14 protein-coding genes and 1 pseudogene are annotated in these 13,128 nt (G+C 66.0%); 7 read left to right on the top strand and 8 right to left on the bottom strand.

Annotated features, from left to right (window positions below; translation table 11 throughout):
• Positions 1–57: 57 nt before the first annotated feature.
• The gene (locus tag ACX9NE_RS10115) at positions 58–426 is read right to left on the bottom strand and encodes an STAS domain-containing protein (protein ID WP_459361537.1); all 369 of its coding nucleotides are present in this window, start codon (positions 424–426) and stop codon (positions 58–60) included.
• Positions 427–590: 164 nt separating this feature from the next.
• Here ACX9NE_RS10115 and ACX9NE_RS10110 point away from each other — a divergent pair, with 164 nt between their 5' ends.
• From ACX9NE_RS10110 to ACX9NE_RS10085, 6 genes are read left to right on the top strand one after another with little or no spacing between them, the layout of a single operon-like run.
• The gene (locus ACX9NE_RS10110) at positions 591–1,469 is read left to right on the top strand and encodes an STAS domain-containing protein (protein WP_065048101.1); all 879 of its coding nucleotides are present in this window, start codon (positions 591–593) and stop codon (positions 1,467–1,469) included.
• A gap of 15 nt (positions 1,470–1,484) precedes the next feature.
• Positions 1,485–1,880 (top strand): STAS domain-containing protein, encoded by a 396-nt coding sequence (locus ACX9NE_RS10105; protein WP_459361536.1) that lies wholly within the window; start codon positions 1,485–1,487, stop codon positions 1,878–1,880.
• Entirely contained in the window at positions 1,870–2,280 is a 411-nt protein-coding gene (locus tag ACX9NE_RS10100) for an anti-sigma regulatory factor (RefSeq protein ID WP_459361535.1), read from the top strand. The genes ACX9NE_RS10105 and ACX9NE_RS10100 overlap by 11 nt, the downstream gene beginning before the upstream one ends.
• 31 nt (positions 2,281–2,311) lie before the next feature.
• Positions 2,312–2,911 carry a SpoIIE family protein phosphatase gene (locus tag ACX9NE_RS10095; protein ID WP_459361617.1) on the top strand — a complete coding sequence of 200 codons (600 nt, stop codon included), beginning with the start codon at positions 2,312–2,314 and terminating at the stop codon, positions 2,909–2,911.
• Entirely contained in the window at positions 2,908–5,127 is a 2,220-nt protein-coding gene (locus tag ACX9NE_RS10090; protein ID WP_459361534.1) for a SpoIIE family protein phosphatase, read from the top strand. Before ACX9NE_RS10095 ends, ACX9NE_RS10090 begins: the two co-directional genes overlap by 4 nt.
• A 17-nt stretch (positions 5,128–5,144) precedes the next feature.
• The gene (locus ACX9NE_RS10085) at positions 5,145–6,164 is read left to right on the top strand and encodes an iron-containing redox enzyme family protein (RefSeq protein ID WP_459361533.1); all 1,020 of its coding nucleotides are present in this window, start codon (positions 5,145–5,147) and stop codon (positions 6,162–6,164) included.
• On the opposite strand, the gene ACX9NE_RS10080 is transcribed toward ACX9NE_RS10085, so the two are convergent.
• From ACX9NE_RS10080 to ACX9NE_RS10055, 6 genes are all read right to left on the bottom strand, one after another.
• Complete coding sequence (locus ACX9NE_RS10080) at positions 6,157–6,363, bottom strand: CDGSH iron-sulfur domain-containing protein (RefSeq protein WP_459361532.1); 207 nt, start codon at positions 6,361–6,363, stop codon at positions 6,157–6,159. The two genes, ACX9NE_RS10085 and ACX9NE_RS10080, sit on opposite strands and share 8 nt — an antisense overlap.
• Complete coding sequence (locus tag ACX9NE_RS10075; RefSeq protein WP_459361531.1) at positions 6,360–7,052, bottom strand: HemK2/MTQ2 family protein methyltransferase; 693 nt, start codon at positions 7,050–7,052, stop codon at positions 6,360–6,362. The genes ACX9NE_RS10080 and ACX9NE_RS10075 overlap by 4 nt, the downstream gene beginning before the upstream one ends.
• A 102-nt stretch (positions 7,053–7,154) precedes the next feature.
• Complete coding sequence (locus ACX9NE_RS10070) at positions 7,155–7,712, bottom strand: type 1 glutamine amidotransferase domain-containing protein (RefSeq protein WP_459361530.1); 558 nt, start codon at positions 7,710–7,712, stop codon at positions 7,155–7,157.
• Positions 7,713–7,723: 11 nt separating this feature from the next.
• Positions 7,724–8,893 (bottom strand): zinc-dependent alcohol dehydrogenase, encoded by a 1,170-nt coding sequence (locus ACX9NE_RS10065; protein ID WP_459361529.1) that lies wholly within the window; start codon positions 8,891–8,893, stop codon positions 7,724–7,726.
• The gene (locus ACX9NE_RS10060) at positions 8,890–9,825 is read right to left on the bottom strand and encodes an SRPBCC family protein (protein ID WP_459361528.1); all 936 of its coding nucleotides are present in this window, start codon (positions 9,823–9,825) and stop codon (positions 8,890–8,892) included. The genes ACX9NE_RS10065 and ACX9NE_RS10060 overlap by 4 nt, the downstream gene beginning before the upstream one ends.
• Positions 9,826–9,910: 85 nt before the next feature.
• Positions 9,911–10,897, bottom strand: coding sequence for an LLM class F420-dependent oxidoreductase (locus tag ACX9NE_RS10055; protein ID WP_459361527.1), 987 nt, complete (start codon positions 10,895–10,897; stop codon positions 9,911–9,913).
• A gap of 197 nt (positions 10,898–11,094) precedes the next feature.
• Between ACX9NE_RS10055 and ACX9NE_RS10050 the strand changes: the two are divergent.
• A pseudogene (locus ACX9NE_RS10050) lies at positions 11,095–11,589 on the top strand (alpha/beta fold hydrolase); the annotation flags it as partial.
• Here the strand turns inward: ACX9NE_RS10050 and ACX9NE_RS10045 are convergent.
• Entirely contained in the window at positions 11,586–13,088 is a 1,503-nt protein-coding gene (locus ACX9NE_RS10045) for an HNH endonuclease signature motif containing protein (protein ID WP_459361526.1), read from the bottom strand. The pseudogene ACX9NE_RS10050 and the gene ACX9NE_RS10045 sit on opposite strands and share 4 nt — an antisense overlap.
• Positions 13,089–13,128 lie beyond the last annotated feature (40 nt).

Here is a 13,128-nt window from a genome sequence, read left to right as displayed (position 1 = left end):
TTTCTTAGGAGATCGTGATCTGCTTTGTGACGGAAACGTTAACCGGGCAGTCCCGGTTTACCTGTTGAGCTTGCCTTCCCGCACACCGGTCAGGGCGTCATCCAGCGTGGGGTACAACGGAAAGGTCTTGTCCAGTCCGGTCAGGTGAATCGGCCTACGGGTCGCCGGCCCACGGGCCACCACACCGAACTGCGCCGCATCGCCGAGCTTCTCGTATGTCGCTGCCAGAATCTTCAATCCCACCGAACCCAGGAACTCCACCCCGGAGAGATCGATGATCAGCGCTTCCGGATCGTCCACCACCACGCCGCCGATGGCTTCTTCGAGGGCCGGTGCCGTGACCAGGTCGATTTCGCCGCCGATACTGAGTACGACGACTCCGTCGTGGTCTGCGACCGTGGCGGTGATCGAATCAGGAGCTGTCAACTGGCGATCCTTCAGTCGGGGCCTCACAACTCGGCGAGTGTGCTGCAAGCCTAACCTGCCGTGCTTGCGGCAAGAAGTAGAAGACCTCAACACGTCCGTCGTCACACCTCAAGCTACTCTCCCAATACGGGCCTGCGATGGCTTCGAGGGGCTTGGAGGGGCACATGTCAGATTCGCCGTCGGAATCCAGCAGCACCGGTAACAGCGTCTCCTCTGAAGGTTTGCTGCCGCAGCTCGTCCAGCACCTGCGCCGAAACCGGACCGCGCTGCGCGAAGAGTGGGCGCGCAGGATCACCGAAGCGGAGTTGCTGACCGCGATGACGCCGGAGGAGATCTTCTCCGAGGCGACCGCGGTCTACGACAACTACGTCGAGGTGCTCGAGACCGGCAGCGTCGAGGCGCTGCAGGACTATGCGCGCGACCTCTCCGAGCGCATCATCCCGCGGGGTGTGGAGACCGATGAGGTGCTCGGCATCGTGCTGCTGCTGCGTGACGTGCTGGCGCGGTCGCTGTTCGAGAAGTACCAGGCCGAGTTCGACATGCTCAACCGGGTGTTGGACGCGTACGAGCCGGCGGCCAACCGCATCGCCAACACCGTCGGCGTCAGTTTCGTGCAGGAACGCGAGCGCATCATCCGCCAGCAGCAGGAGGCCATCCGCGAGCTGTCCACGCCGGTGTTGCAGGTCCGCGAACAGCTGCTGATCCTCCCGATCATCGGTGTGCTCGACAGCCAGCGGGCCCGGCAGGTCACCGAGCAGCTGCTGCGCGCCATCCGCGCCAACCGCGCCAAGGTCGTCGTCATCGACATCACCGGTGTCCCCACCATCGACTCCACCGTGGCCAACCACCTGGTCCAGACGGTCGACGCATCAGGTCTGATGGGCGCCAGCGTCATCATCACCGGCCTGTCCTCCGAGATCGCGCTGACCCTGGTGACCATCGGGCTCGATCTGTCGAAGATGAACGCCGTCGGCGACCTGCAGGGCGGCATCGAAGAAGCCGAGCGCCTGCTCGGCTACGAAGTCACCCGCACCGGCGAATAACGCGGCGCACTGCCAATGCCCGTACCCATCTTGAAGCAGGGCGCGATCTTGATCGCGACCGTTCAGGCCGCCCTGACCGACTCGGACACCGAGCGGCTGCGCGAAGACCTGATGGAGCGGGTCAGCCGGTTCCGGGCGCAGGGGATCGTCGTCGATGTCACCGCCATCGACGTAATGGATTCGTTCGCGGCCCGGTCACTGCGCACCATCGCACACATGACCCGGTTACGTGGGGCCACCACCGTGATCGTCGGGCTTCAGCCCGAAGTGGCGTTCGCGATGGTCCAACTCGGGCTGGCCTTCGACGACATGAGCACCGCGCTCGACCTCGAAGAAGGCATCGCGCTGCTGAACCGAAAACTGGGCCTGGGACTGGGTAGATCGACGATCGGGCGCGACGGTGGCGGGTGAGACCGTGATCGCCATCAACACCTCCGACGACATCGTCGCCGCCCGCAAGGCCGGCCATCGACTCGCTCTCGAACTTGGTTTCTCGCTGACCGACGTCACCATGATCGCCACCGCGATCTCCGAGATCGCCCGCAACATCACCAGCTATGCCGGCCACGGGGAGGTTCGCGTCGCCGTCGCCGACCGGGAAGGCCGCACGGCGCTGGTGGTGCGCGCCGAAGACGAGGGACCCGGAATCGCCGATATCGACCGCGCGATGGAAGACGGCTATACGACCGGGCGCGGCCTGGGCATGGGACTGCCAGGTGCCCGCCGGCTGATGGATCGCCTGATCGTCGAGTCGTCGCTGGGTCGTGGAACGGTCATCGAGATGTGGAAATGGGTTCCGGCCCGTGGCTGATCGCGCCCGGGCGGCGGGTCGGTTCGGACCGATCGAGTGGGCGACGGCAAGTCGCCCCCGCCCGGGCGAGCAACTCTGCGGCGACCAGGCTGTTGCGGTGGACGTCGACGGAGAGGCCGCGCTGTTCGGCGTGCTGGACGGCCTCGGGCACGGAGCCGGCGCCGCCGGCGCCGCACTGGCGGGTGTCGAGGCACTTGCCAACGCCCGCGGGGAGCGGCTGGAGGTTCTGGTCGCGCTCTGCCACCGGGTGCTGACCGGCACCCGGGGCGCCGCGATGTCGTTGGCCCGCATCGACTTTCAGACGAACAAGCTGAGCTGGACCGGGATCGGCAATGTCCGCGCGCACCTGGTGGCCAAGAGCGTCAGCGGCGTTCACGTCCGTTCCAGCGCCCGGCTGGTCGGCGGCATCGTCGGCTACCGGATACCGGAAACCAGGCCCGCGCAAGTGGTTTCCATCCGCACCGGCGACCTGCTGGTGATCACCAGCGACGGCATCGCCGACGAGCATCTCGACCATATCGACTTCGCGGCGGCCGCGACCGACATCGCCGAGCATATCCTGACCAAGCACGCCAAGGACTCCGACGATGCCACGGTGCTCGCCGCGCGTCACCGGGGTATCTCGACATGACCTACACCCAGGATTTCCACGATGAGTACCGGGTCGCACTGCGCAATTATCTGAACGACCGCAACGAGGACAGCCTGGCCGTGGCGCACGAACTCGGGCGCAGGGCGTTGCAGGAACAGATCAGCATGCTCGACATCATCGAGAACACCTTCTGGCTGCTCGACGAACTCTCCCAGGCCGGGCCGGTGGACCGCGGCACCGCCCTGGAATTCGTGCTCCAGACACTGGCGCCGCTGGATGTCGCGACACGCGGATTCATCGACGGCACAAGGCGATACGCACAGGAGCGGGCCCGTGCCGAGGATCTGGCCGACCGGGACAAATTCCGTACCGCACTGGTGAACTCGTTGCAGGAAGGGTTTTTCGTCGCCGACCGCAACGGCGCGGTGATCGAGATGAACAACGCCTTCAGCGAGATCCTCGGCTACCCGCCCGAAGGCATGCCTTATCACTGGCCCCAACCTTGGCTGGTTGACCGCAAGCTCACTGGCGAGCAACAGCGGCAGGCCATCGCGGCGGGCAGTGCCCAGTACGAGGTACCGGTGCGCCGCCAGGATGGTCACCACGCCTGGGTGGCAGTGAGTATCAACGCCGTTCGCGGGCCGGACGGTGGCCGGGACGTGTACGTGGGGACGGTGCGCGACATCACCGCGCAGCGCGCCTTCGCCGCCCGGGAGAGCGCCGTCATGCGGCTGGCCACGTCGGTGAGCGTGGCCAAGAGCGTGGCCGACGTGCTGGAGATCACTCTCGATGAGACCCGCACCGCCGTCGACGTACAGCGCGTCGTGGCGGTGATGTGGCCGCCGGGAGACGGTGAGCCGACCGTCCTGGTGGCCGGCGAGCCGCCTGAATCGAACTGGCGCACAATGGATCCGCGCCTTCGCGAGATCTTTCAGGACGCGCGTCAGCAGCTGCCGCTGACGGCGAAGACGGTCGAGGATCCCGATGCTGCCGGCAAGACCCAGGGCCTGGTCGCCATGCTCTCGGGTACCGCGGATGTGGCTCTGTGGCTGGAGCTCGGCTCGCCACGGTGGCTCAGCGCAGAGGACAAGCTGCTGGTCACGGTGCTGATCGGCCACCTGAGCCTGGCCATTCAGCACGTCCGCCAGTTCGAGAACGCACGGGTGACCTCGTTGACGTTGCAGCGGGCGCTGTTGCCGCCGATGAAGCCTCCGCCGGGCTTCGCCGTGCGTTACGAGCCTGCGGTGCCGCCACTGGAGATCGGCGGTGACTGGTACGACGTGCTTCCGATCGGTGAACGCCGCATCGGCATCGTCGTCGGCGACTGCGTGGGCCGCGGATTACCGGCGGCCGCGATCATGGGCCAGTTGCGCAGTTCGGCGCGGGCGCTGTTACTCACCGGCGCCAAGCCCGCTGTGCTGCTCGAACAGCTCGATGCCGCGGCGTCGCTGATTCCCGACGCGTACTGCACCACAGTCTTTCTCGCCATTCTCGACACCGAGTCCGGTGTCCTCGAATACAGCAACGCCGGCCATATGCCCGCCGTGCTGGTCAAGCCGAAGGCAGCAACGGCGACCGCGACGACCCTGCTCACCGAGGCCAGTTCGGTACCATTGGCCGTGCGCCGCAACGAGACTCGACCGCAAGCCAGCGAGATGCTCCCGCCGGGTTCGACGCTCATCTGGTTCACCGACGGCTTGGTGGAGCGCAGGCATGAGTCCATCGACGACGGGCTCGACCGCGTCGCCGATGTTCTGACGGACACCATGGGATTGCCCATTGACGCCGTCGCCGATGCGGTGCTGGACCAGCTGGCACCGGTGGGCGGCTATGACGACGACGTCGCGATGGTCCTCTACCGCCACCGGCTGGCGCCGCTGCGCATCGAAACCGGTGCGACCCCGGAAAACCTGGCACCCATCCGGCGCGAGCTGACCGCTTGGCTGCGGGCCGCGGACGTCTCGGAGCCGCAGATCATCGACATCGTGCTCGTGATCAGTGAGGCTTGCACCAATTGCGTGGAGCACGCCTACGCAGGTCATGACGTGGGGAGCATGCTGCTCGAGATGGACCTCGTCGACGGCGCGATCCGCGCCCGGATCGCCGACTCCGGCTCCTGGAAGACGCCGGCCGCCACTCCGGACAACCGCGGCCGGGGCCTGCTGCTGATGGCTGCGTTGAGCGAGTCGATGCAGGTCGACAGCCGACCCGACGGCACCACCATCGACGTCGTCTTCCGTTTGTCCGGCCGATAGCGGGGTAAAACAGCGTGGTGACTCATACGTCGATCTCCGTTGAACCGGCGCTGCCTGCGGCACACGGCCCGTTATCGACGGCTGTACGCCGCATTCTGACCACACCGGCCTCGCGTGAACCGTCCGGCCGCATAGGAGCGTCGGTACGTGACTCCGATCCCTACGGCCTGGACCTGCAGCTGGCGCTGTACATGTGCTACGAACTGCACTATCGCGGCTTCGCGTCGGTAGATCCGGTGTGGGAGTGGAGTCCCGCCCTGCTGGGCCTGAGGGCAGAGCTGGAGCGCGTCTTCCTTGCCGGCGTTCGCCGCGACGTGGGGCCTATCGACGCCGGGCACACCGCCGCGGCGGAAATGGAGTCGCTGACCGTCGAACCGCGTGACGGCACCGGACCGTCCTGGTATCTGCGCGACACCGGAACGTGGGAGCAGATGCGCGAATACTTCGTGCATCGATCGCTCTACCACCTGAAAGAGGGCGACCCGCACGCCTTCGCGATCCCGCGCCTGACCGGCACCGCCAAGGCGGCGTTCGTCGCGATCGAGTTCGACGAGTACGGCGCCGGTCGCGGCGCGCACATGCACCAGCAGCTCTTCGCGGATCTGTTGACCGCGGCGGACCTGGATTCGACCTATTTGGGCTACCTGGACGCGGTGCCCGCCGAGTCACTTGCGGTGGTGAACCTGATGTCGCTGTTCGGGCTGCACCGGCGGCTACGGGGTGCCGCGGTGGGCCACTTCGCGTCGACCGAGATCACCTCGCCGCCCGGCTCCAAGCGTATGGTCCAGGCGCTGCAGCGTATGCAGGCGCCGGCGGCATGCGCGGCCTTCTACCAAGAGCATGTGGAAGCCGATGCGGTGCATGAGCATGTGGTCCGGATAGACGTCGTCGGTGATCTGCTTGCCCGTGAACCGCAGCTGGATAACGACGTCGTCTTCGGGATCCGCGCGCACGCCGCCGTCGAAGACCGGTTGGCGGAGGTGTTGATGCAGGCCTGGCAGCAGGGACGGTCGTCGCTGCGGCGCCCGCTCAGCTAAGCAGGCGCTCGACCTTCGGGCCTCGGCACCGTCGGTGACTGGTGTCACACAGGGGATAGTCCCGACTGCGCCGGCACGTGCAGATCGCGACCATGAACCGGTCGGATTCCACCACCGCACCATCGGGTGTCTCGATCCGCGCCGGGCCGGAAACCAATACCGGCCCGTTGGGTACCACCTGCACGCGAGTCGTGCTCACGGCTTGTCCGCTCGGACCACCACGATCTGCTCCTTCCGGCAACCGCGCGGGATGCGGCCTGTGTCCTCCAGCCATTGTGCTCGCGCCGTCAACACCGGTCCGAACGGGATTATCTGTGAGGCAACGACATCGGCGTCAAGGCCGTTCTCCCGCAATGTTTCCACGGTCTGCTCAACCCCGGCCAGGGCCGAATGCACCAATAACAGCGATCCGCCGTCTGCCAGCAATTGCGGAGCCGACCCGCACAGCGGGTCCAGCACCAGGCGGCCGTCAGGGCCGGCGTTGAAGGCCCGCGACGGGCCGGCGATCGACGCGATCGCGGCGGTGTCATCGACGGGCGGAGTCGGCACGTAGGGCGGATTGGACACCACGACGTCGAACGGGCCATGGTCGAGGGCCTTGACCCATGACCCCTGTCGCACGTCGACATCGACACCCGCTCCGGCGGCGTTGCCCCGGGAATAGCTGACAGCCGACGGGCAGATGTCGTAGGCGGTCACACTGGCGCACCCCATTTCAGCGGCCGAAATCGCGACATATCCCGATCCGGTGCACAAATCGAGCACCCGACGTCGCGGAACCAAACCTGTTCGCCGCATAGTGTCGACGAGGAGATATGAATCATATTGCGGTTGATAAACAATTTCGGCTACCAGGGATTGACCCGGCGTTAGATAGGTGGTCGTCACGGCAAGCCTTTCTCAACCCGGCGGATTCTGCCGTGGCGATCACGGCCCTGCGTTTTAGTGCCCGCAACGAGAGCACTTGAAACAGAAATCGGGAATCTTCGTTCAGGTGGGCGAACTCGCCGTCGCCTCGGCAAATTGCCGCAAAATGGTTGAACAAAACGCAGACAAGTCCTTGGGCGACCGACTGGTGATCAGGTTGCCGTCCACCACCACTTCTTCGTCGACCACGCGGGCTCCGGCGTTACGCAGATCGGTGCGGATGCTCGGATATGACGTCAATGTGCGTCCGGAGACCACGCCGGCCTCCACCAGGGTCCACGGGCCGTGACAGATCGCGGCCACCGGTTTTCCGGATTCGACGAAATCGCGCACAAACGACACCGCAGACTCGTCCAGTCGCAACTTATCCGGGTTGACGGTGCCCCCGGGCAGAATCAAGCCGTCGTAGTCGGCCACCGACGAATCCGCAACCGCGCGGTCGACGGGGAATGTACCGGCAGGCTCGAGATCGTGATTTCGGGCTTCGATTTCGCCGGTTTTCAGCGACAACAATTCAACCTGGCCGCCGGCCTGTTCAACCACGTCTCGGGGTTGTTCGAGTTCCACCTTCTCAACGCCGTCGGCGGCCAGGATGGCGATTCTTTTGCCGTCCAGAGTCATGATGCAGCTCCTTATGGATTCAGGACGACCTTTGTGCAGTTGTCCTGCTTGTGTTTGAAGATCTCGTATCCCTTCGGGGCCTGGTTCAGCGGCAAGTGATGGCTGATGATCGCAGTCGGGTCGACCTCGCCGTTACGGATGCGCCCGAGCAGTGGGCGCATGTAGCGCTGCACGTGACACTGCCCGGTCTTGATGGTCAGCGAGCGGTTCATGACCGCGCCGATCGGGAACTTGTCCATCATTCCGCCGTAGACGCCGACGATCGAAATGGTGCCGCCGTTACGGCAACTCATGGCGGCTTCCCGAAGTGCATGTGGCCGTTCGGTTTCCAGCCGCGCCGCCTGCTTCACCCGGTCATAGACGTCCACCACGGCGGAACCGTTGCGGGCCTCCATGCCCACGGCGTCGATGCAGTGGTCCGGGCCGCGTCCTGCGGTCATTTCCTGCAACTCTCCGAGTACCGACGTTTCACCGAAATTCAGCGGGGTGGCGCCCAGTCGCTCCGCCAAGTCCAACCGGTAAGGCACCCGGTCGATCACGATCACCTGTGACGCACCGAAGAGGCGGGCACTCACCGCCGCGAACAGCCCGACCGGCCCGGCACCCCACACCGCGACCACGTCGCCGGGAGTGATGTCACACATCTCGGCGCCCATGTATCCCGTCGGCAGGATGTCGGAGAGAAACAGCGCCTGGTCGTCGGTGAGGTCGTCGTCGATTTTCAGCGGGCCGACGTCCGCGAACGGAACGCGCGCGTATTCGGCCTGTCCACCGGCGAATCCGCCCAGCATGTGCGAGTAGCCGAAGAGGCCCGCCGGGGAATGCCCCATCAGCTTCTCGGCGATTCCGGCATTGGGATTGGAGTTCTCGCACAGTGAGTACAGGTCGCGATCACACGCCGAACATGCTCCGCACGCGATGGGAAACGGCACCACCACCCGGTCGCCGACGGCCAGGCTGTGGACGCCCTTGCCGACCTCCACCACCTCACCCATGAATTCGTGGCCGAGGATGTCGCCGTGTTTGACGGTCGGGATGTAGCCGTCGTAGATGTGCAGATCCGAACCACAGATCGCGGTCGAGGTGACCCGCACGATTGCATCCCGGTCGTTGAGGATCTTCGGGTCCGGAACCGATTGCACCTCAACGCTATTGCGTCCGGCCCACACCGTAGCCTTCATCGTTGCACCACCTTGCCTGAGGGTTGGGCCGGCTGCTGGTGGAGCTGTCGCCGTGCCACGGTGCCGTCCGGGGATCCGTCGGAGCGCAACACCTGACCGGTCTCCATGATCTGTTTGAAACGGCGCAGGTCGTCGTTGACCTGCTGATCAGGAGACTCACCCAGGAGTGTGGCGGCTGCCTTGCCCAGCGCGCCGCCGGGCATCTGGTAGGCGATATTGACCCGCACTTCGGTACTTTTGCCGATGGGATCGGGCGTGAAGTCGACGCACCCGCTGTTTTCGATTCCCGAGCCCGGCAACGACTGCCATGCGATCCGCTTACCGGGCAGGTCTTCGATGATCTGGGCGTCCCACTGGACGGGCTGGCCCACCGGTGCGTTCGCGACCCAGTGTGAATGCCCGTCGCCGGCGTCGGTGACTTCCTGCAGGTGGTGCATGAACGTCGGCAGATTTTCCAGATTGCGCCAGAAGCCGTAAACGGTTTCGGGAGTGCGCATCACGGTGATCGCGGCGCGCAGCGTGCGGTGTCGCCGACCGCCCGCGTGGCGGGCGGTGTCGCTGCGTGTGGTACGCAGCGCGGCATACAGGTCGGCTCCGCCGATGGCGGTGAGCGCGGCGGCAGTGATGAGGCCGCGCTGGCGCCGGGCCGGCCCACGACGTACGACACCTGCCGCCAGGAATGCAATGTCGAGCACGTCACCGGCGACGCGTGTCCACACCAACTTGTCCGGCCCGGCCAACAGCGCTGCGCCATGGCCACATTCGCGCATGCCCAAGGCCCGGATAACGGTGCGCGATCGGGCGGTCTCGTCGACACCGGCCAGCGCTGCGACCCTTCCCGGTGCCACTATCTCGGATAGGCCAAGGCCCAGACTGGCTACCCCCAGCCCCTTCACCAGCGCCGTGGTCTTGCTCGCTGCCGGATCATTCATCAGCCAAACTCCTTGCGTCGCCGCGCCATTCCGGCGGTTCAGTGTCGAGATACCCCGGGCGGGGTTGCCCAAACGTCGTGGTCTTTCAACTGGCGGCGCTACGCAGCGCGTCCAGCAATGGTTCGGCGGCTTCCTTGAGGAATTGTTCCTGGGACTGTCCGCCGATCTGGATCAGCGCGATATCGGAGAAACCGGCTTCCCAATAGGCCTTTGCGGCATCCACGATCGCGTCCAGGTCCGGGCCGCACGGAATGCTGTCCGCGACGTCTTCGGGCCGCACGAACTGCGTTGCACCGGCGAATCCCGCGGGCGTGGGCAGGTCCGCGTTGACCGTCCACCCGCCCGCGAACCAGCGAAACTGATCATGCGCACGGGCGATGGCAGCGTCGCGGTCCGGGTCCCAGCACACGGGTAGTTGTCCGACCACGCGTCCGGCTCCGGGCCACCCGCCACTCTGGCGGGCGGTGTGCCAGGCGTCCACGAGTTCCTGATCGGGCTCGACCGCTATGAGGTGATCGGCAAGTTTGCCGAACTTTTCGACGCCCTTGGCGCCGGCCATTGCCACCCCGATACCCGGGGGCACGTCAGGCACGTCCCAGAGTCGCGCGGAGGCGACCTGGAAGTACTCGCCGCGCCAGTCCACGAGCTCACCGCCGAACAGTTCGCGGATGATCTTGATGGCCTCACGCAGCATGTCCTGGCGGCGCTCGACCGTCGGCCAGCCTTTGCCGACCACATGTTCGTTGAGGTTCTCGCCACTGCCCAGACCGAGCGTGAACCGCCCATCGGAGAGAATCTGCACGGTGGCCGCCTGCTGCGCGACGATCGCCGGGTGGTACCGCATGGTCGGGCAGGTCACGTAGGAGTACAGATCGACCCGTTCGGTGGCGTGGGCCACCGCTCCCAGCACCGCCCACGCGTTGGGGGCATGGCCCTGCGAAGCGAGCCACGGGGAGAAATGGTCACTGCACACTTCGAAGTCAAACCCGCGCTGCTCAGCCGAAACAGCGTCGCGCACAAGCTCTTTCGGACCAGACTGCTCCGTCATCAGGGTATAGCCGAACCGTGCCATATCTGACGGGTACCCTGCTGTCCGCAGAGCAAACGGCGTGGCAGCGCTTTGAGCCGCATCGGCATCGGTCGATCGTGTCTCGTTGGAATTACACCTCCGCAATGTTCTCGGAGACGCGCTACGCGCTGAACGGGGACGTGCGCGTCGCCTACCGCGCTTCGCGTGGAGGCAGCTGCCCTTCGATTCAGGGGTGGGTCGAGGCGATGACATCCAGCCCGCGGACCCTCGCCCTCATGTTGCCGCTCGTGGGCGAGTTGGACGTGCGCGCGGTCCTCCCGACAATCCGCGTTCCAACCCTCGTCCTCCACCACACCGACGACCCGTTTATCCCGCCCGCTAAGGGCGAGTACATCGCCGAGCACATACCCGACTACGCGAAATATGTTGAACTACCAGGCCGCAACCGGCTCCTCTTCGTCGAGCCGTGGCGCGCCTCGTTTCAGGAGATCGCCGAATTCCTCACCGGTCAGCAGGCTCAGGTACCGGACGATCGGGTGCTGGCCACGGTGTTATTCACCGACATTGTGGACTCGACGCGGCGGGCCGTGATGCTGGGTGACAGGGACTGGCACGCGTTGCTGGGGTCAGGCCTGGAGTTCGCAGACCGCGGCACCCATCAGCTCAAAGGGGTGCCCGGCGAGTGGCAGCTTTTCGCCGTCGCCCCGTCCCAAGACCGCCTGCGGCCCGCTTAGAAGGGCGGCGGATCGTCATCGGGTGGGCCGGTGGCCGTGCGGGCGTGGCGGTTGGCGCGGCGTTCGGCGGCGATGCGGTGGGCGCGGTCTTGGGCGCGGGTGCGGCGGCGTTTGGGCATCATCGCGGTGCGCTCGGCGCAGTAGCCCGGGTCGGGGGTTTGGGCTTCGGGGGCGGGCATGCCGCCCACGGCGTGGCACAGGCTGGGAAACAGCAGCGCCGAGCCGGGGGTGGTGACGTGGGTGTCTCCGGCCGGGGAAGTCAGAATCAGGGTGCCGTCGGGGAGTTGCTTTTCGGCCCAGCCCCAAAACGTTTTCATCAAGTGATGGGTACGGCAGTAGCACTTGAGGTTGCCGCCGTGGGTGGACCCGCCCTGGGAGTAGGGGATGGTGTGGTCCAGATCGCAGTGGGTGGCCGGCACGTCGCAACCCGGCCAGCGACAGGTTAGGTCTCGGGCCCGCACGTAATCGGCCAGCGCCTGCGATGGGATGTAGTGGGGTTCGGGCGGGCCGTAGCCGGGATGAATCAACGGAACCTGGCGGGCGGTCAGGGCCAGCTCGGCCAGCAACTCAGGGGTGATGAGGTCCTCCCCGCCGAGCAGACAGGCCGGGCTGTCGCTGTGGCCGTTGAGGGTGGCTTGTTCGGCGACCACATGGATCACCACCGGCGAGGACGGCTTCGTCCCGGCAGCGGTGCAGTCCGGGCGGCCGCACTCGCAGCCCAGGCGGGTGGCATCAGCAGCCAGCGCCCCCAACGCATCGGCGCGGCGCTGCGCCGCAGTGCGCGGATCGTTGGGACACACCGTGGCCGCCAAGGCCGCCAGCCGCTGATCGACGGCGCGGGCATCGGTGCTGCGCAGCCGTCCCTCGATCTGACACAGCCCGTCGGACTCGCCGCCGATCCACACCTCGCGACCAGCCTGGATCTCTTTGCGGCGGCGCACCGCATCGACATCGGCGTGGACGACGATCTTGTCCACCTTCTGCGATAACCGCCCCCGGCTCAGCGAGGGCCAGCGCGTCACCCGCGCGGCGACCTTGCCATCCACTGCCGCCAGCACCTGGGGGTCCTCGATCAGATCGGTACGGAACACAATCGTGGCAAACGCCTCCAGATCGATGTCCCCGGCACAAAACACCGCCGCCACCTGCGGCAACCGCTCGCGCATCGCCCGGGCATAACGCACCTTGGTCTCCGCGCGACCCAGACTGATCCGCAACCCCGCCGCCACCTCCCCGGCGACGGCCTTCATCGTGTCGATCGCCCAGTCCTCGGTCTCCCCACTCCGGGCCAGCCGATAAGCGAACAACTGCCCGATCGCCACCAACTCCGCAGCCGCACCCTGATTGACCACCCGCGCCGCCCCGCAGATCCGCTGCACCCACCCCGTTGACTCCGTAGTGGTCTCCATCAGCGCCTCCCGGCGCGCCAACACCTGCTCGCGGAAACAGTCAAAGCGCGCCAACAACTCCGGAGAATTGGTGCGCGGTAGTTCGAACATAAGTTCGATAGTACGCGATCCACCGACACTGCTTATGGCA

The organism is Mycobacterium sp. ML4, assembly GCF_054515735.1.
Note: the sequence above shows the minus strand (reverse complement) of the source record. Positions and strands in the feature narration are given on the sequence as shown.